The sequence below is a fragment of the Rhizobium sp. YAF28 genome, assembly GCF_052113285.1.
Lineage (GTDB): Bacteria > Pseudomonadota > Alphaproteobacteria > Rhizobiales > Rhizobiaceae > Rhizobium.
The window spans coordinates 289,721-308,390 of record NZ_JBFRCX010000008.1 but is presented as its reverse complement, the minus strand read 5'-3'; the positions used below and the strand labels follow the sequence as shown (position 1 = coordinate 308,390).

General features: G+C 58.9%; 18 protein-coding genes. 8 read left to right on the top strand and 10 right to left on the bottom strand.

All coding sequences use genetic code 11. The features are described from left to right. Nucleotides 1–86: 86 nt before the first annotated feature. From AB4Z13_RS20265 to AB4Z13_RS20245, 5 genes are all read left to right on the top strand, one after another. Nucleotides 87–1,991, top strand: coding sequence for an ABC transporter substrate-binding protein (locus tag AB4Z13_RS20265; protein ID WP_113324827.1), 1,905 nt, complete (start codon nt 87–89; stop codon nt 1,989–1,991). 109 nt (nt 1,992–2,100) lie between these two features. After that, a complete protein-coding gene (locus AB4Z13_RS20260) occupies nt 2,101–3,105 on the top strand; it encodes an ABC transporter permease (RefSeq protein WP_113324826.1) in 1,005 nt (334 codons plus the stop codon). A gap of 3 nt (nt 3,106–3,108) precedes the next feature. Continuing rightward, entirely contained in the window at nt 3,109–3,966 is an 858-nt protein-coding gene (locus AB4Z13_RS20255) for an ABC transporter permease (RefSeq protein WP_113324825.1), read from the top strand. Nucleotides 3,967–3,968: 2 nt separating this feature from the next. Continuing rightward, complete coding sequence (locus AB4Z13_RS20250; RefSeq protein WP_113324824.1) at nt 3,969–4,958, top strand: ABC transporter ATP-binding protein; 990 nt, start codon at nt 3,969–3,971, stop codon at nt 4,956–4,958. Continuing rightward, nucleotides 4,955–5,767: an ABC transporter ATP-binding protein gene (locus tag AB4Z13_RS20245; RefSeq protein WP_113324823.1), complete on the top strand. Its 813-nt coding sequence runs from the start codon at nt 4,955–4,957 to the stop codon at nt 5,765–5,767. Before AB4Z13_RS20250 ends, AB4Z13_RS20245 begins: the two co-directional genes overlap by 4 nt. Nucleotides 5,768–5,802: 35 nt before the next feature. Here the strand turns inward: AB4Z13_RS20245 and AB4Z13_RS20240 are convergent, their stop codons facing one another. The 7 genes from AB4Z13_RS20240 to AB4Z13_RS20210 form a co-directional block, all read right to left on the bottom strand. Beyond that, nucleotides 5,803–6,528, bottom strand: coding sequence for a FadR/GntR family transcriptional regulator (locus AB4Z13_RS20240; RefSeq protein WP_162748122.1), 726 nt, complete (start codon nt 6,526–6,528; stop codon nt 5,803–5,805). A 23-nt stretch (nt 6,529–6,551) separates the two neighbouring features. After that, entirely contained in the window at nt 6,552–7,550 is a 999-nt protein-coding gene (locus tag AB4Z13_RS20235) for a Gfo/Idh/MocA family protein (RefSeq protein ID WP_162748121.1), read from the bottom strand. Nucleotides 7,551–7,566: 16 nt separating this feature from the next. After that, the gene (locus AB4Z13_RS20230; protein WP_162748120.1) at nt 7,567–8,397 is read right to left on the bottom strand and encodes a TIM barrel protein; all 831 of its coding nucleotides are present in this window, start codon (nt 8,395–8,397) and stop codon (nt 7,567–7,569) included. Between the two features lie 86 nt (nt 8,398–8,483). Next, nucleotides 8,484–9,239 carry an SDR family NAD(P)-dependent oxidoreductase gene (locus AB4Z13_RS20225; protein WP_442206621.1) on the bottom strand — a complete coding sequence of 252 codons (756 nt, stop codon included), beginning with the start codon at nt 9,237–9,239 and terminating at the stop codon, nt 8,484–8,486. Between the two features lie 37 nt (nt 9,240–9,276). Next, nucleotides 9,277–10,140, bottom strand: coding sequence for a carbohydrate ABC transporter permease (locus AB4Z13_RS20220; RefSeq protein WP_439018260.1), 864 nt, complete (start codon nt 10,138–10,140; stop codon nt 9,277–9,279). Then, nucleotides 10,133–11,068, bottom strand: coding sequence for a carbohydrate ABC transporter permease (locus tag AB4Z13_RS20215; protein ID WP_113324817.1), 936 nt, complete (start codon nt 11,066–11,068; stop codon nt 10,133–10,135). The genes AB4Z13_RS20220 and AB4Z13_RS20215 overlap by 8 nt, the downstream gene beginning before the upstream one ends. Nucleotides 11,069–11,116: 48 nt before the next feature. Continuing rightward, entirely contained in the window at nt 11,117–12,400 is a 1,284-nt protein-coding gene (locus AB4Z13_RS20210) for an ABC transporter substrate-binding protein (protein WP_439018262.1), read from the bottom strand. Nucleotides 12,401–12,567: 167 nt separating this feature from the next. Here AB4Z13_RS20210 and AB4Z13_RS20205 point away from each other — a divergent pair, with 167 nt between their 5' ends. Both AB4Z13_RS20205 and AB4Z13_RS20200 read left to right on the top strand, forming a co-directional pair. Further along, nucleotides 12,568–13,029, top strand: a complete 462-nt coding sequence (locus AB4Z13_RS20205) for an HIT domain-containing protein (protein ID WP_442206620.1) — start codon at nt 12,568–12,570, stop codon at nt 13,027–13,029. Next, nucleotides 13,029–14,078: an ABC transporter ATP-binding protein gene (locus AB4Z13_RS20200; protein WP_442206619.1), complete on the top strand. Its 1,050-nt coding sequence runs from the start codon at nt 13,029–13,031 to the stop codon at nt 14,076–14,078. Before AB4Z13_RS20205 ends, AB4Z13_RS20200 begins: the two co-directional genes overlap by 1 nt. A 165-nt stretch (nt 14,079–14,243) precedes the next feature. Here the strand turns inward: AB4Z13_RS20200 and AB4Z13_RS20195 are convergent, their stop codons facing one another. Then, the gene (locus AB4Z13_RS20195) at nt 14,244–15,395 is read right to left on the bottom strand and encodes a mandelate racemase/muconate lactonizing enzyme family protein (RefSeq protein WP_113324379.1); all 1,152 of its coding nucleotides are present in this window, start codon (nt 15,393–15,395) and stop codon (nt 14,244–14,246) included. A gap of 212 nt (nt 15,396–15,607) precedes the next feature. Further along, entirely contained in the window at nt 15,608–16,894 is a 1,287-nt protein-coding gene (locus tag AB4Z13_RS20190) for an extracellular solute-binding protein (protein ID WP_442206618.1), read from the bottom strand. Nucleotides 16,895–17,032: 138 nt separating this feature from the next. On the opposite strand from AB4Z13_RS20190, the gene AB4Z13_RS20185 reads away from it, so the two are divergent. Beyond that, nucleotides 17,033–17,779: a FadR/GntR family transcriptional regulator gene (locus AB4Z13_RS20185; RefSeq protein ID WP_113324381.1), complete on the top strand. Its 747-nt coding sequence runs from the start codon at nt 17,033–17,035 to the stop codon at nt 17,777–17,779. A gap of 274 nt (nt 17,780–18,053) precedes the next feature. On the opposite strand, the gene AB4Z13_RS20180 is transcribed toward AB4Z13_RS20185, so the two are convergent. Further along, entirely contained in the window at nt 18,054–18,668 is a 615-nt protein-coding gene (locus AB4Z13_RS20180) for a DJ-1/PfpI family protein (RefSeq protein WP_112972442.1), read from the bottom strand. Nucleotides 18,669–18,670: the final 2 nt, after the last annotated feature.

Here is an 18,670-nt window from a genome sequence, read left to right as displayed (position 1 = left end):
GTCCCAATGCTGCTACGAACCCAAAACCGCGACGTCCCATGCGTCCATTGCGGCCGCGCGCTCGTCGCATTCAAAGGGAGGAGATTATGCAGCATTGGAAGAAGCTTGCATTCGGCGTCGCCTTGGCGACGCTCGGCCTGATGGCCGCGGCTAAGGCTGATGACTATAAATCCTTGCCTCGCAAGGACACCCTCATCGTCGAAAATCCGGAAGGCACGATCAAGAATCCCGGCTGGTTCAATATTTGGGTCAACGGCGGCGGCGGCGTTTCAACCGGGCTGCAACAGTTGACCATGGACACGCTCTGGTACATCGATCCGGAAAAAGGTCTCGGCGGCTCGACCTGGGACAATTCCCTTGCCGCCGACAAACCGCAATACAATGCCGACTTTACCGAGATGACGGTAAAGCTGCGCAAGGGGCTCTATTGGAGCGACGGCGTGGAATTCACCGCCGACGACCTCGTCTATACGGTCAAGACACAGATGGACCATCCCAGCATGGTCTGGGGTGCTGCCTTTTCCGTGCAGGTGGCGAGCGTTGAAGCGACCGATCCCTATACGGTCGTCTTCAAGCTGAAAAAGCCCAATTCCCGTTTCCATGCGATCTTCACCGTGCGCTGGAACGGTGCCTGGATCATGCCCAAGCACGTCTTCGAGAAGGTGGCCGATCCGCTTCGCTATGATTTCGCCAATCCGGTCTCACTCGGCGCCTATAAGCTCAAGGCGTACGATCCTCAGGGCCAATGGTATACCTGGGAGAAACGTGACGACTGGCAGCGAACATCGCTCGCGCGCTTCGGCGAGCCGGGCCCGAAATACGTGACCTATGTCGATCCCGGCCCGCCGGACAAACGCACCATCGCGCAGCTCGAGCATAATCTCGATATCATTCACGACAACACGCCCGAGGGCATGTTCACCCTCAAGGAGAAGTCAAAGTCGGTCGAGACCTGGTTCCCGGGCTTTCCTTTTGCCCATCCGGATCCGACGCTTCCGGCAGTGATCTTCAACAACCAGGATCCGGCCTTTGCCAATCCCGATGTCCGCTGGGCGCTTGCCCTTTTGATCGACATCAAGGCCGTAGACATGGCGAGCTACCGCGGCGCTGCCACGCTGTCGGCGCTCGGCGTACCGCCCACGGCGGCCACCATGAAAGACTACCAGGCGCCGATGCAGGATTGGCTGAAGAATTTCGAGATTGATACCGGCAAACGAAAGATCAAACCCTATGATCCAACAATCGGACAACAGGTTGCCGATATCCTGCGCAAGCAGCCGAAGTTCAAGGACCAGATCCCGACCGATCCGGAAGCGATCAGCACGGCATTCGGCTACGGCTGGTGGAAACCGGATCCGCAGGCAGCAGCCGAACTTCTGGAAAAGGCAGGCTTCAAGAAAACCGGCGGCAAATGGATGACCCCGGACGGCCAGCCGTTCAAGATCCGGATGACGGTTGAGGGCGACACGCGCTCCGTCTTCACCCGGGCAGGCACCCTGATCGCACAGCAATGGGCCTCTTTCGGCATCGACGCCAAAGCCGTGCCCGCCACGAAACTGTGGCAGGTTGCACTGCAGCCCGGCGATTTCCAAGTGGCGATTGCCTGGAGCGTCGAGACCTGGGGCGGCGATCCCGACCTGTCGTTCTTCCTCGACAGCTGGCACTCGCAATTCGTGGCAAAGAAAGGTGACAATCAGCCGCCACGCAACTGGCAGCGTTGGAGCAATCCGGAGCTCGACAAGATCATCGAGAGCATCCGCGGCATCAGCGCCGACGATCCGAAGGGCATCGAACTCGGCAACGATTATCTGAAGCTGGTCGCCCGTGAAATGCCGACGATCCCGCTGATGTCCTATAACGTCTTCACCTCGATGGATACGACGTATTGGACCGGTTATCCGACGATATCAGACCCCTATACCGACCCGGTTCCGAATTGGGCGAATTCCAGGCTCATGATGGTCAAATTGAAGCCGGCACAACCGAAATAATCCTCCCAACGCCGGCGCGATCATGTCGCGCCGGCCCCCTATTGACGGGCATGCGCCCCATGTCCGTCAATCCTTTCGAAAAAGGGAACCAGAGAGGAACCACTGCTCTATGACGTCCTATCTGATCTTTGTGCTGAAGCGGTTCGGTCAGTTTCTGCTCGTCGTATTTCTTGGCGTGACCATAACATTCTTCGTCACCCACCTGACCCCGATCGATCCGGTCGAAGAAAGCATAGGCGCCATCACGCAGATGGGGCAATCCGATCCAAATGCGATTGAACTGATGCGTCAGTCGCTGCGAGAGCTCTACGGAATGGAGGGTTCGATCTGGCAGCAATATCTGCATTTTTGGCTGCGGCTTGCGACCGGTGATCTCGGCCCCTCGCTCTCGGCTTTTCCCACACCTGTTTCCACCATCATTCTGCGGTCCCTGCCCTGGACCATCGGGCTGATGACGGTTTCCACCCTGATCACCTTCGTGCTCGGAAATGCGATCGGCGCGCTCGCCGGCTACTACAGGAAGGATATGCTGCTGAAGGCCGTCAGCCTCGTCTTCATCGCCCTGCTTCCCATTCCCTATTACATTCTTGCTTTCGTCCTTCTCATCGTGTTCGGTTATCTCTGGCCGGTGCTGCCGATCAATGGCGGCTACGAGATGAACACCAATCTGGACCTCTCCTTCGCGCTCGTCCTCGATATCCTGAAACACTCGATCCTGCCGGCGCTGTCGCTGATACTAGTCGGCGCCGGCAGCTGGCTGATCGGGATGCGCGCGCTTGTTTCCAACATCATCACCGATGATTACGTCGTCTTCGCCGAGCTCGGCGGCGTTCCGAAGCGAAAAATTCTCCGCTCCTACATCGCCCGTAATGCCATGGTGCCGCAATTCACCGGGCTTGCGATGTCACTCGGCGGGATCTTCAACGGCACCGTCATCACGGAGATCGTCTTCGGCTATCCCGGTATCGGAAACCTGCTGATTTCGGCGGTGCATGCCGGCGACTACAGCCTGGTGCTCGGCCTCAGCGCATTGTCGATCGTCGGCGTCGCCGCCGCCGTGTTCATCATCGACATTCTGAGCCCGCTGATCGATCCGCGCATCAAGGTGGAATAGAGCATGTTTACGATCATCCGTGACCTCGCACGCCAGAACATGGAGTTCCTCTGTGGCCTGCTGCTCTTTGCCGTCATAGTCGGATTGGTAGTCATATCCTATTTCTCGCCCTATGGTCCCACGGACATCTATCTTCTGCCGCCTGACATGCCACCTGACGGCGACTATTGGCTCGGCACGACATCACGTGGCCAGGACGTTTTCTGGCAGTTGACGACGGCCCTTCGCAACACCTTGTTTTTCGGCGTCGGCGTCGCCTTCCTTTCGCGCATCATATCGCTCGTCGTCGGCCTCGTCGCCGGTTACGCCGGCGGCGCGGTCGACCGGGTGCTGATGGCGATCAATGACAGCGTCATGGTCATCCCGCAGTTCCCTCTGTTGATCCTGTTCTATTTCGTGCTGAAGGACAGCATGACCTGGACTGCGCTCATCGTTATTATGGCGGCGCTCGGCTGGTCTTACGATGCCCGTCTCATCCGTTCGGTCGCGATCGGTCTGAAGACCAGACCCTTCACCACCCAAAGCGTCTATTCAGGCATGAGCATGCGCAAGATCCTCGTCGAAGAGCACCTGCCCTATGTTCTGCCGATCGTCTTCGCCACCACGATGAACAACATGATCTGGTCGATCGGTATGGAGATCACCCTGTCGGTGCTGGGCTTCACCGATATCGAGACGCCGACCATGGGCATGATGATCTACTGGGCGAATGCCCATTCGGCGCTGATATCGGGAATATGGTGGTGGGTGGCCGCACCCGTTGCCGTCATCGTCGTTCTCTTCCTGGCGCTGTTTCTCCTGTCCATGTCGATGAACGAATACAACGATCCGCGCAGCCGGCTGAACCGGATGGGAGGTTAGCCATGGATGCCCTGGTCGAAGTCCAGAACCTGAAAGCCTATTACCGCGCCTTCCTTTACGGAGTCGATCGCGAGGTGCGCGCCGTCGACGACATTACTCTTACGATCGGGCGCGGCGAAATCTATGGGATCGCCGGCGAATCCAGCAGTGGCAAGACAACCTTGATCAAGACGATTGCTGGCGCCATCCGGCCACCGCTCAAGGTCGTATCGGGCAAGGTGGTATTCCATTTTGCCGGTGGCACGCAGGACATGTACGCCATGACGGTTGACGAGCGTATGGCGCTTCGCTGGCTGTACCTATCCTATATCATGCAGGCGTCGATGAATGTGCTGAACCCGGTTCGGCGCATCCATCACTCCTTCACCGATTTCGCCTTCCGTCACATGAAGGTCGGCAAGAATGAGTTCTTCACAAAAGTCGGCTCGCATCTCCAAAGATTGAAACTTGATCCGCATCTGCTCCAGGCCTATCCTCACGAACTCTCCGGTGGCATGCGCCAACGTATGACGATCGCGCTCGCAACGATCCTGACACCCGAATTCATCATTGCCGACGAGCCGACGACGGCGCTCGACGTCATCGTCCAGCGCGACGTGCTATCGATGATCCGCGAAATCCAGCGCGAGATAGGCTCCTCCTTCTTATTCGTCACGCACGATATGGGGGTACATGCGACAGTTTCTGACCGCGTCGGCATCGTCTACGCCGGTCGCCTCGTCGAGGAAGCGCCGACCCGGAAGCTCTTCGCCCTGCCGCTGCACCCTTACACGCAGCATCTGGTCGGCAGCCTGCCGCGTATCGGCGATGCGAAGGCCCGGCCTTCACTCGAGGGACGTCCGCCGAACCTTGCCATGCCGCCGGAGGGCTGCCGGTTCCATCCGCGCTGTCCGAAGCGGATGGAGATCTGCTCGCAGAAGGTCCCGCCGATGATCACGGTCGAGCCGGATCGGCGAGTAGCTTGCTTTGCGGTTACGGGAGATCAGGCTTGAGCGCTCTTCTCACTCTCTCTCATGTCACGAAGATCTACCGTCAGGGCGGCATGCTTGGCCGGCGGCAGATTGTGGCGGTCAACGATGTCAGCTTCGAGATCGGCAGCGAGCCGGAGATTCTCTCCATCGTCGGAGAATCCGGTTCAGGAAAATCAACGATCGCAGCGATGATCCTCGGACAGACGGCGCCCACACAAGGCATACTCCAATTTCGTCAGAAAGCGGTGGCCCTCCACGGCAAGGCCGAGCGTCGCGCCTTCATGAGGGAAGTACAGCCAGTCCTGCAGAACCCCTTCGAAGCCTTCAACCCGCTCAAGCGCGTGGATCGCTACCTTTTCGAAACGGCGCGGAGCTTCTCAGCTGGCGCGGGTAAGCCGGATCGGCAGCAGGTCGAACGATTGGCCGACGAGGCTCTCGGCCATGTGGGTCTCAGTCTTGCTGAAGTGAAGGGCCGGTTTCCGCACGAACTGTCCGGAGGCCAGCTCCAACGCACCGCAATTGCCCGTGCCCTGATCCCTCAGCCACGCTTGCTCATCGCCGACGAGCCGGTATCGATGGTCGATGCGTCACTGCGCATGGCAATCGTCAATCTCTTCGAACAACTGAAACACGAGCTTGGGCTTTCCATCGTCTACATCACCCATGATCTCGCAACCGCTTACTACATCAGCGACCGGATCATCATCATGCGCAAAGGCGAGATCGTCGAGCAGGGCGAGGCGCGCAAGGTCCTCGACAATCCTCAGCACCCCTACTCGCGAGCGCTGAAGGAGGCCGTGCTGAGCGCAGATTTCGCTGCAACGGCCTAGAGGCGGGAACCGGAATTGTCTCGTGCGCGGCTCGCTTATTTCTGCAGAACCGACTTCACGTCCTCGTCGGCGTGCTTAAGTAGAATACGGACGGTTTCCGCCGCCTTTTCAGGATCACGCTCGCGGATCGCCTCGAACACGTCGCGGTGCTCCTGCAGGCAATGCTGATGGTGGAAGTTCGAGCTGGAGACACTGAAGCTCATCTGGAAATACTGTCTGAACAGATTGGCCAACGGAGCGATGAAGACATTGTTGGACGCGACGTAGATTGCAGTGTGGAAGGCGACGTCGCCCTCGATCCATTTGTTGAAATCCGTCTTGGCTTCGGACATTACCTGAAGCGCCGCCTCGATCTCGTAGAGTTGCGCAAGTGTGGCATTTCTGGCCGCCTCCGCGGCCGCAGCGGGTTCGACGGCGCTGCGGAACGCAAAGAGCTGCTGGATAGCATTTTGCGAGTCGGAGGTTTTCTGGACCCAGCCGAAGACAACTGGATCCAGAAAATTCCATTGGCTTGTTGGCAGAACGACCGTTCCGACACCCGAGCCGGTCTTCAGAAGCCCTCGCCAGGAAAGAAACTTCACGGCCTCGCGAATAACCGTCCGGCTGACGCCGAAACGAGTGCAAAGTTCCGGCTCTGAGGGCACCAGTCCGCCGACTGGAAGGCGACCGGTGACGATGTCTGCGCCAATCTCGCCCGCAACTGCCAGATGCAGGTTCGAGCGGCTTTCGCGATGCTTGCTGAGCAAAACAGGGCTTCCCATACGTTCATGTCCTTTCGCGGATGTCAGACCCCGGCTGCGAGTGCCTGTGCGAGGATCGTCTGACATACGCGCATCGTCTTGACCGTGTCCTCGAAGCGCGAGGAGCACGTATTAATGCCTGACTTAAGGGAGTCAATAAACTCTCTGTTCTTCGCTGCAAATCCTCCGTAGACGAAATTCTGGTCGTGATTGGCGGCTTGCTGCGTCGAAAGCGTCTCCCCTTGATAATTGTTATCAAGGTAGATTTTCGCCTCAGCCTCCACCTCGACATCAGCATATCCACCCTGGACGTGCATCTGGGTTCGAAACACGCGCCGTCCGGATGCCCAATTGCACACGACATAACAGGTCGATCCGTTGTCGAAATGCAGCGTGGCGCCGAACCAGTTGATATCAGGCACGCCGATCCGACGGCACTGGCTTTCGACCTTGACCACCTCCCCACCACAGATCCATCGGGCCGTGTCGATTGCATGCGTGCCATCGTCCATCATCCGGTCGCGGGCAATCAGCATCGGCGTGACATCGCATTTGAAGAACTCGACGACCCCGTGGATGATCGGCCCTTTCTCAAGAAGGCGGGCCTTGACCTGCTGCAGGATCGGCGAATTGCGCCGTTGATGGCTGACCTGCGTCACCAGATCCTTCTGTTTGGCCAGATGGGCGAGCGCTTCGGCCTGGTGTGTCGTCAGCCCCATCGGCTTTTCAATATAGAGATTGAAGCCGTTCGTCAGACACCAGTGCCAGATCGGATACATGATCTCGGGCTGCCCGATGACATAGACGCCATCGGGTTTGAGCCTGGTCAGGATATCCTGATAATCGGAATCGAGGCGGGTTTCGAAACGTGCCGTCTCGGGGATTGCAAACTTGTCGCAGGTTTGCTTGAGCCGATCTGCCCGGCTTTCTATGACACCAACGATCTCGACATCATCGAACGAGGTCAATGAGGGATAGTGGACATTGTTGGCCATGTTGCCGGCGCCAATGATGCAGACGCGGACTTTGCGATCCTTGATCATCGTATCGATCCCCTTCTCAATGCGACCAGACGGAGGACACAAGGGAGCGCAGATATGCGACGTCAGCGGACAGATAAGGCAAGACGTCGTCGCCCATGCGCTGCGGCTGACCATTCGGATCGCTGTATTCACCCGGCAGCACAAAGGTTCCGGTAAAACCGCGGCGATGTAGCTCTTTGACAAGCCCCGACCACGAATAGGCGCCATGCCGCCCCGTCGTCCAATGGGTCTGGTAGACGGCCTCCGGCTCTTCCGGCCCATTGATCCTCTCGCGGTAGGCATTTTTGAAATTCACGAGGTTGGGGATGCGCTCCCAAAGCAGGTCGACGGACAGTTCGATCGGTTCGCCGGCAATGCCGCAATGCGCCATGTCGAGGATGGCGCAGACATGCTTGGCGTCATAACGCTCCATCAGATGGAAAAGGCCGATGGCACTACCGACGCAGTTGCCTGAATGGTTTTGGACGCCGACACGCACACCGCTTGACTCGAGCAATGGGATAAGCTCGTCGTAGCGGGCGCGATGCTCGGCGATCGTATCGGCGTAGCGTGCCTTGGACAGATCGATACCGACCATGGTGCGCACGAGCGCAATACCACTGTCGCCACAGGCCGAGATAATGTCGTCGTCGAGCGGGGCGGCGACGCTGCATATCGACAGCCCGTGGCCACGCAGACGACGCACGACCTCAGGCAATGCGGTCTTGACCGTTTGCGGCGTGACCTGATAGCCGGGCCGGATCGGCAGCTCGATCGCTTCGACGCCCAGGGAATTCATTCTTTCCGCCACCTCGTCGATGGGGTTCGTCCACGGCTTCGTGAACACCCCGAATTTGATATCGCTCATTTTCATTCTCCAATTGGAAATTGCTGGACAGGAATAAGTTGCTGCGGTCTCGCCGCGGCATCGGCGGCTCGAAGGTAGAGCGGGTGTCAGACCATCCGCATCGACATGCCCCCGTCGATGGTAAAGGTCTCGCCGGTGATGAACTCGTTTTCGATCAGTTGCAGAATAAGGGACGCGACCTGCTCGGGACGCCCCTCCCTACCAAGAGGAATGCGATTGCGCAGGTTATTCTCCTTTGCGGCCTGGCTCATCGCATCGTGAAAAGGCGTGCGGATAATGCCGGGCGCAACGCAATTGACGCGGATGTTTTCGGCCGCATGATCGCGCGCCAATGCGCGGGCAAGCTGGATGAGAGAGGCCTTGACGACCTGATAGGCGACGGTTCCGGGGCAGCCACGAAGTGCGGCTGCCGACGATAGAAAGGTGACCGAGCCTCCCCTTGCCGATAGTGGACCATGCGCGGCCCGGAACAGGTGGAAGGCGGAATGGACGTGGACAGCAAAGGCTTCCATCCACCGCTCGGGGCTCAGGTCGAGGATGGTACCCGCTGCCGGTCCGCCGGCAGAGTGGACGACCGCATCGACCCTGCCGAAGGCGTCCAGGGCAGCCGAAACGACTTTTTGGGACGTTTCGGGCGCCGACGCATCGCCGGCAGCGAAGACGCATCGGGCACCGGACGGCGCGCCGAGTGCGCAGAGCTTATCGAAGAGATCACCTTTTTCGGCCCTGGCATTGATCACCACGTTACTGCCCTTCGTCAGCAGAGCCATTGCGGTTGCCAGGCCGATCCCGGACGTACCGCCGGTAACGACGGAGACTGTCCCTGTTAATTCTGTCACCATTCTTCTCCTTACAAACTGACGAGAGGGTCGACGCGACCTATTTCTCGGCAAAGGCGGTCAGCCCCGAAACGATGAAACGCTGGGCAAAAAGATAGCCGATGAGAACCGGAAGCACGGTGATCAACGTGGCTGCGAAGAGAGAGGTATAGGCGGTCGCCGAGTCTGGGCCGAAGAAGGTGAACAGGCCGACACTGGCAACCGCCACGTCCTTGCCTCCGGCAATGACCAGAGGCACCAGGAACTCCGACCAGGCCGACACGAAGACCAGGAAGCCTGCGACTGAAAGGCCGGGCAGGCTGAGCGGCATGATGACGCTCCAGAAGGTCCGCCACTTGGAGCAGCCGTCAATCGCAGCCGCCTCATCGAGCGAGCGGGGTACCGTATCGAAGAACCCCTTGAGCACCCATATCGTGATCGGGATGTGGGTCGCGGTATAGATCATTACCAGCGCGGTCAGCGTATTGAGCAGACCCAACTGGTTCATGATCATGTAGTAGGGAACGATGTTGACCGTGCTCGGTATCAGCTGGAGGCCGAGCAGGACCAGGAGCAGGACGTCCTTGTGGCGAAAATCCCAGCGCGAGAGCGCGTATCCAGCCAGCCCGCCGAAGAACAGCGTGAATATGACCGTCAAGACGGCCACGATGACGGTGTTCCAGATATAGTGGCCGAAATCCAGACGCGTGAAGAGATCGATGAAGTTGGCGAAGGTTGGCGATCTCGGCCAGATGGTCGGCGGATAGGTGAAGAGCTCGTTGGGATTCTTAAATCCGCCGAGCAGGGCCCAGCTCAAGGGAAGCAGAACTGCCCCGGCAAGCAACGGATAGAAAATATAGGCAGCCGGATTGGGCTCCATTGGCCGGCGCAGGCGCCGACGGGATATGGGTCGAGCCTCAGCCATCCTCATTCCTCCGCCTCGGTTGAAGGACGGCGAGATAGAGCATGATCAGCAGAATATTGACGATCAGCATGACCGTACCGATGCTTGCGCCATAGCTGACGTCGAGCTGAAAGAAAGACTGCTTGTAGAGGGCGATGGAGATGAGCTCGGTCGCGTTCCCCGGCCCTCCACCCGTCAGTGCGAGCGGGATGTCGAGGCTGTTGAGTGCACCGCCGGTTCCCATGATGATGCTGATCATGATGATGGGTCGCAGGAGCGGGACGGTGATGTAGCGGAACCGCTGCCAGGCTGTTGCTCCGTCGATCGCGGCCGCCTCATAGACGTCGCGCGGCAGGGTCTGCAAGCCGCCGAGCAGAATGATGACGGTGAAGGGGATGCCGCGCCATGTGCATACGCCGATCAGGATGATCATCGCCAGCAACGGGTCGGAGAACCAGGACATCTGACCAATGCCGAAGAGCGACAAGAGATAGTTGGCGATGCCGAGGCGGCTACCGCCGAATATCTGCGCGAAGACGAGACCGACGACGACCGAAGGAAGGACCCACGGAAGGATGACGATCGACCGCATCAGCTGATGGCCCGGCAGGCGCTGTTCAAGCAGCACGGCGGCAGCCAAACCCAGACAGGCCTGAAGGATCACGCAAGCTGCCACGAAGGACAGTGTGTTGCGCGTAATCAGGCCGAGATCGGCGGCCGTGAAGAACCGGATGTAGTTTTCGAAACCGACGAAAGAGGATCCGACATAGCCGAGATTGAGATTGGTCAGGCTGATGTAGATACCGTAGACCGCCGGAAATAGCGTCAGGCCGAGTACGATCGCGACCCCCGGAAGGACGAAAAAGAAGTAGCCATTGACGGCAAAGCGTCTCTTTCTCGTCTTCGTGACGGTTTTTGCAGGATGTTGTGCGAGCGTGTTGTAACTCATTGTTTCCTCCCAAGGCGGGAGCAGGTGCTCCCGCCGATTGAGCTCAGTTCAGCGCGACTTCTGACGGTCATATTCGCGCATGACGGCTTCTTTCGCCGCCGCTACTGCGTCGGCTGGGGTCAGCTGGCCACCGATGACGGCCGCAAGCTGGGAGGAAATAGCCGATGAGACTGCCGTATAGATCGGCACGGCCGGCCGGGTCTGCATCTCACCGTCGTAGATCGCCTTGTAGCTCTTCATGAGCGCGTTCTGCGAAAAGAACGTACTCGTGTTCCAGATGGATTTTCGCACCGGCAGCTGGCCGAGCGTTTCATTGACGGCTGTCATGTTCTCTGGCGATGTCATGAACTGCACAAACTTCCACGCAGCCGCCTTCTTGTCCTCGTCCTTGGCTGCGATGGCATAGGCATATCCACCAAGCACGGTCACCGGCTGCTTGCCGTCGGGCATCGGATAGGGGGCCACAGCCAGGTCATTCTGGAGATCGGGCAGTTCGCTCCACATCTGCTTTATGCCCGAGGAGCTTGCACCGATCGAAAAAGCCTCGCCGCCATAAAAGAACGGCCTCAACGCGGTTTCGTCCATGGTCGTGACATTGGGCGATATTGCCCCCGCAGCCGCCATATCGTGATACATCTGGTAGACCTTGGCCAGGGATTCACCGTTCTTTCCCTCGAAGAAGACAGGCGCGCCCTGGTCGTCCACCAGCTTGCCGCCGAGACCCCAGAAAATGCTGAGCATATGCAGGGTGGCCGGCTCATCGTTAGCCTTTGCAGGCACGAGTTCGGCAGTGATGCCCTTTTCCTTCAAGGTCTTGGACGCGGTCATGAAATCGTCGAAGCTCTTGGGAAATTCCTTGAGCCCGACCGAGGCCATGACGCTCGGACGATAGAGAAGGCCGCGCATGCCGGTCTGGAACATGATGGCATAGGGCTTTCCGTCAACGGTCTCGGCTGCCAGGACGGCGGGATGAAAATCCGTCTGGTCGTCGTTCGGCCAAAGACCGTCGAGTGACTGCAGGACATCGGACTGAACAAGCCGAGCAATCCACTGACCATCCACGATGACGGCATCGGGCAGCGTATTCGAGGCAGCGGCCGTCAGCAGTTTTTGCAGGCCGGCCGGGCCTGTATCGAAGACTTCGTAATCGATCTTGATATCAGGATTGGCGGCCTGGAACTTCTCGTAGAGCTGCTTGTGAATGTCGGCCCCCGGTACGAAACCGGATGAGGGCGAATAGGTAGCAGGCACCAGCACCTTCAGTTCGACTGCATGAGCGGCACCGGCCGCCGACAGCATCAACGCAGCAATAAAGCCCATCTTTCGAAGCATGATTTCCTCCTCTTTTCCTCCAATGAGGGTCTGAGCAAGCCCACTCCCTCGTCTCTCCCTCCCAATGACAACAACACATAAGCGATCCTGTCAATAACATAATATGTTTGACTTCAAACATTCTACGTATGATGTTTGAAGAGCCATAAGCAGGGAGGAAACCGAACATGGCTATCAAGAAAGGCTGCGCTCATTGCGAAGCGAAAGGTGAGGATCGGCTGTGGCAGGGTCCCACGTTCAGAGTGGTGCTGGTCCATGAGACGGGCTTCGAAGGATGGTGCCGCGTCATCTGGAACGAGCACGTTTCGGAACTCACCGATCTCTCAGAAGGCGATCGACGCGAGGTTTTGGAGGCCGTCGTGGCGCTTGAGGAGGCGCTCAGGGCTGAACTGTCGCCCGTCAAGATCAACATCGCCTCGCTCGGGACGGCAGCACCGCATCTGCACTTTCATGTCATACCGCGCTTTGAGGGCGATCCGACCTTTCCCGACCCGGTCTGGTTGCCGCCTTCAAGGGCGAGTGCGCGTTCCCTTCCTGACGGGTTTCATGGCCGCATGCAGCGCCGCCTCGCCGAACGGCTCGGTCCGGCGACGACCAGCCCGCAAAATGCCGTCGCGGAGACGCGATAATGGGGCATGTCATCGTACGCGAAGCACGCAAGACTTTCGGCGCGTTCGAGGCGTTGAGAGACATATCGCTCAAGGTCGATGATGGCGAATTCGTCGTGCTCGTCGGCCCCTCGGGATGCGGAAAATCGACGCTTCTAAGAACAATTGCCGGCCTTGAAAACATCACCTCGGGCGATATCGAAATTGCCGGACGGATCGTCAGCGACCTGCCGCCCAAGGATCGCAACATCGCAATGGTGTTCCAGAACTACGCGCTTTATCCGCACATGACGGTTGCGCAAAACATGGGATTTTCTCTCAAACTGCGTGGAGAGACGAGTGGCGAGGTCCGAGCGAAAGTCGAGAGGGCGGCGGCGATCCTGGGCCTTCAGCCCCTCCTGGAGCGCTATCCCCGACAATTGTCGGGCGGGCAGCGCCAGCGTGTTGCCATGGGCCGCGCCATCGTCCGCAACCCTGCAGTTTTCCTGTTCGACGAACCGCTTTCCAATCTCGATGCGAAGCTGCGCGTGCAGATGCGTACCGAAATCAAGGAATTGCATCAACGCCTGCGCACGACAACGGTCTATGTAACGCACGATCAGATGGAGGCGATGACGATGGCAGACAGGATTGTCGTCATGCGCGGCGGCGTCATCGAACAGATCGGCACGCCTCTCGAACTCTATGATCGTCCCTGCAACACCTTCGTCGCTGGTTTCATCGGTTCGCCATCCATGAACTTTCTTGAGGGACTTATGACCGACGAGGGGTTTCGTACAGCCGATGGCGTTCTTCTACCGGTCAACTCGACGAATGGACGAGCAGCAGTCTTGGGTGTTCGCCCCGAAGCGATCGGTCTTGATCCATCGGGGCTGGAAGTGGACGTCGTTCTGGTTGAGCCGACCGGCTCCGAAACGCAAGTCGTCGTCAGGCTGGGTGGCCAGAACTTGATCGCACTCATTCGCGAACGGGTGAGATTCGCGCCCGGCGTCAAGATCAGGATCTCCATCGATACCTCGGCAGTTCACCTATTCGATGCGCAAGGCCACCGCCTCGCAAACGACGCATGAGCCGAGCGCACTGGAAGGCAGCGGTCCGCCCGCGGCTTTCACCCGTCAATGTTGAGGAAGCAGGTGATGATTGAAGGGAGATTTTGCGCATCGGGCTTAAAGGGCCCTGTCGCCGTCCGCGTTCACGCGACGAAGATGCTGAAATCACCATTCCTGTTTTTGTCGCTACCAGTTGGTGAAGCTGCCGTCGCGACGGCGCAGATGCGGGGGCTCGAAATATTGAAAGTCGAGCTTGTTCAGCGCATCTTCGTTCACCTCGATCCCCAGGCCCGGAACCTCCGGGACGTCGTAGTGACTGCCGTTCAACTCTGCCTGCTGCGGAAAGAGCTCGCGGGAATCGAAGCCGAGCTGCTCGACGGGAGAAGCACGGCATTCCAGCCAGGAAAAATTCGGCACCGCCGCAGCAAGATGCACTGTCGCCGCCGTGCAGACGGGACCAAGCGGATTGTGCGGCATCAGATCGACATAGTGGGCTTCGCTCCAGCCGGCGACCTTCATGGCCTCTGTGAACCCGCCGACATTGCAAATGTCCAGTCGATTGAACTGATGGATATCGCGCTCGATATAGGGCAGGAACTGCCACTTGGAAGAAAACTCCTCGCCGATCGCAAACGGCACATCCGTCATCTTTCGAAGCGCTTCATAGGCTTCCGGCGTCTCGTCCCGGATCGGCTCCTCGATATAATCGAGCGTTCCGGACGGCATTTTCTGGCAGAAGGACGCCGCCTCGGCGACGCTCAGCCGATGATGGTAGTCGATGCCGAGCACAGCCTCGGCGCCCAATTCTTCCCGGACCTTGACCATCCACGGCGCCGTGCGTGCAATCGACTCTCTCGGCTCGAAGACGTCGAGGGAATGCTGTCCCCACGGCACGAAACGGATGGAGTTCCAGCCCGCGTCCATCAGGATCCTGGCCTGCTCCATCATCTCCGGACCGGGATCGGCCGGCGCGGTGGCAAAGGCCGGAACACGGTCACGGTGTTTGCCGCCGAGAAGCTCGTGGACAGGCACGCCAAGCGCCTTGGCGCGGATGTCGTGGAAGGCAATATCGAGTGCACCAATCGCCGCTGTCAGGACACGCCCGCCCTCGAAATATTGGCTGCGGTACATTTCCTGCCATAGTGCACCCGCCCTGCGGGCGTCGCGCCCAACGAGAAATTCCTGATAATGCCGGATCGCTCCAATGACGGCATGTTCCCGACCCGTCAGGCCGGATTCTCCCCAGCCATGAATCCCATCTGCGGTCGTGACTTTGACGAGCAACTGGTTACGATGCCCCACCCTTGGCGTGAAGCACTCAATTCGTTCGATTTTCATCTTGCATCATCCGTCAGATTGATCAGACCGTTTCAAGCAGTTTAAGATCCGCTCGCTATCGAATGCAATTTAAGCTTGACGGGAACGCCCTCAGCAATCCACCCGCAGGAGAGTTTGTCGGCCAAGTCAGGCAGCGGTGACGAGATGAACCAGCTGACCGCCTCGCCCGTTTTCGCGAGGCGGCTGACTTTTGCTGATCTCAGAGCTCAAGGCTACTCGAGCGAGAAAGCGTCCTGTATCTGTTGGGCCGCATCAGCGGGGCTCACGGCCCCGGAGACGATTTCGACCGACATGTCATTGACCACCGCACCCACGTTCGGCCCGAGATCCTGATCAAGAAAGTTCTGATGCCAGGTTTCGGCCGCCACGGCGTCGGCCGCCGCCTTTACCGTCGGTTCGTCGATGGCATCGGCCGCACCCTTTGCCGAAGGCAGAACACGGGTTTCCTTTGCCAGGATGCGCTGCGGTCCGATGGAACTCAGATATTGCAGGAACTGTTCCGTTTCGGGCGGAGCGTTTTTGGTGATCGCCCAGCCGTTGATGCCGCCAAGATTGTCGGTTGCAAGACCGGGTGCACCGTCGACGGCAGGAAATGCGAAGCGTCCAATGTTGGACAGGGGTTGTCCTTTTCCGTCGGCCGCGTTGACGGCCTGCGTTCCCGGCGTGTTTTCAAATCCGAGGATGATTGCGGCTTTGCCATTGCCGAAGGCACCGAGGGCATCGTTCCACGTTGCGCCGAGGTAACCGTTCTGGAAAGGTTCGATCTTGCCCAACGCGGCGAGCTGGTTGCCGGCCTCCACAAATGCGGGCGCGACAAAGCCGTCTCCGTTGCCGGATTTTGCCTGATTGAACCCATCCTTGCCGGCTTCGCGGATGGCGAGATAACCCCAATAGAAATGCAGCGGCCACTTGTCGCCGCCGCCACCCGCGATCGGTGTGATGCCGGCAGCTTTGAGTGATTTCACGGCGTCGAGAAATTTCTCCCAGCTCGTTATCGAGCTGGCATCAGCGCCCGCCTTGGCGAAGAGATCTTTGTTGTAATAGAAAGAGACCAGACTGACCTTGAAGGGGGCTGCCCAGACCTTGTTGCCGCTCGAAAGGCCGTCAATTGCAGCGGCGTTCAGCGATGCCCTCCAGGCCGCGCCATTCGCGTCCAGGGCCGGCGTCACGTCGCGAAGCATCCCAGTCTCAGACTGCGCTCTTAATACGCCGCCACCCCAGCTGTAAAACATGCTCGGGGCGTCAGACGACTGCAACAGGGTCGGCAGCTTGGCCTTGAAGGCCTGGTTCTCGAGGAACTGCATCTGGATCTTGACACCCGGATGATCCTTTTCGAACGCATCGGCAATTCCCCGCCAGACCGCCACAACCTTCGGCTGGGCCTCTGGATGAAGCCATTTGATCACGGTCTCGGCCGCCGCCGCAGACGGCCACAGCGAAATTGCAGCGCCGGCGATAGCTGTCGAAAGGCCGATCATCGTGGATATTCTCAAACCCATGCTTCTTCCCCCGTTTGAATGTCTGATCCGGTTGACATATCGATTGATCACCGCATCATTGCCTGCGACGCGCGAAGCCTCCTCAAGCTGATCGGGCTTATAGATGGGATCTAAAGACTTTGCAAGAAGGACAACATCATGCTGCCGAAGGGGGTGATCGCCGATACGGTCGAGAGGTTCGGCAGGTCAATCGTCGAAGGTGACTGGCAGCCGGGGGAACATTTGCCGCCGGAACCGGAACTCGCCGCCCGCTTCGGCGTCGGGAGGAACGCCCTGCGAGAGGCAGTCAAAGTCCTCGCAGGCAAGGGCCTGATCAGGACCGCCCGCCGTTACGGATCGCGCGTCGCCACGACCGAGGACTGGAACGGCCTGGACGCCGACATCATCCGCTGGAGGCTCAAAGACCGGAAATCGCACGCATCCTTCCGCCGCGAAGTCGCGCAACTGCGCGAAATGATCGAGCCCGGCGCAGCCGCAATGGCTGCTCGAAACGCGACCATCGAGGAACGGCAGACACTCCTCTCTATGGCCAGATCGATGCAGGATTTGCCGTCCATCGCGGCAATCGAGCAGGATATAGCTTTTCACCTTGCCATCTTGCGGGCCAGTCACAACAGCCTGCTGCAGGGGATCGGGCGCTCGCTGGAAATCATGCTGCGGACGCTCTTTACCGCGGACCTTGCGCTCGACGAGCACGATTTGATCTACGATCCAAACCCGACGATCCATCTCGCGCTCGCCAATGCGATCCTTGGTGGCTTCGCCGAAGAGGCGCGGCATATTGCGATGGCGATGATCGCACGCGGCTCCGAGGGCGCCGATCGCCTGGAGCGTGCGAGCAAGAACGGAAGGACCTTATCTTTGGATCCCACCCTCGGATCATGAGGGAAGTCGCTCGGATTGCTCAAACCGTGGATCGACATCGCGACCACTCGCCCAGAATCTTCTAGATGGGATTTATAGTTTGGATTGAAGCGAGCGCCGGCGGATTGCGGCGGGCGCTCTCGGCGCCGCCATGATTGCTGCCCGCAAATGATGCTGCGCATGCATCTGCCTCCCGAGGGCAGGCAAGGACCGTCCCCGGAAAGGCAACCCCCGCGTCCTGCGAGGATTGCCTGATCATCAGACCAAGGAAACAAGCTTTAGCAAGAGAGAAGGCTCAGGCAGCCTTGGCGATATCGTCACTGTGGCGGATTTCGGTGCCCAGCACCTTCAGGCATTCGCGGATGAATGCCGCAAGTGCAGTCCATCCCTTCGCCGAGACCATGGTGCCATCGACATAGGCTTCCGTCGGCGACAGATCGATATAGGTACCCCCTGCAAGCGTGACTTCCGGCTCGCAAGCCCCCAAGGCACCCACCTTCTTGCCGCGAACCACGCCATCGACGGCAATCAGAATCTGGACGCCGTGGCAAATCGTAAAGATCGGCTTCTGCTTCTCGTGGAAATGACGCACGATTGCCTGGACGCGTTTGTCGGTCCGGATGTATTCGGGGCCGCGACCGCCTGCGCAATAGACTGCATGATACTGGTCGAGCTGCGCCTCGGCCTCCGAGAAGGTCTTGTTGATCGTGAAGAAGTGCCCGAGCTTCTCCGTATAGGTCTGATCGCCTTCGAAATCGTGGAGCGAGGTCTTGATCAGGTCGCCAGCCTTCTTGTCGGGGCAGATCACGTGGACCGTATGGCCGACCGCCTCCATCGCCTGCTGATAGACGTAGATTTCATATTCCTCGGTGAACTCACCGGTCAGCATCAGTATCTTCTTACCAGGCATGA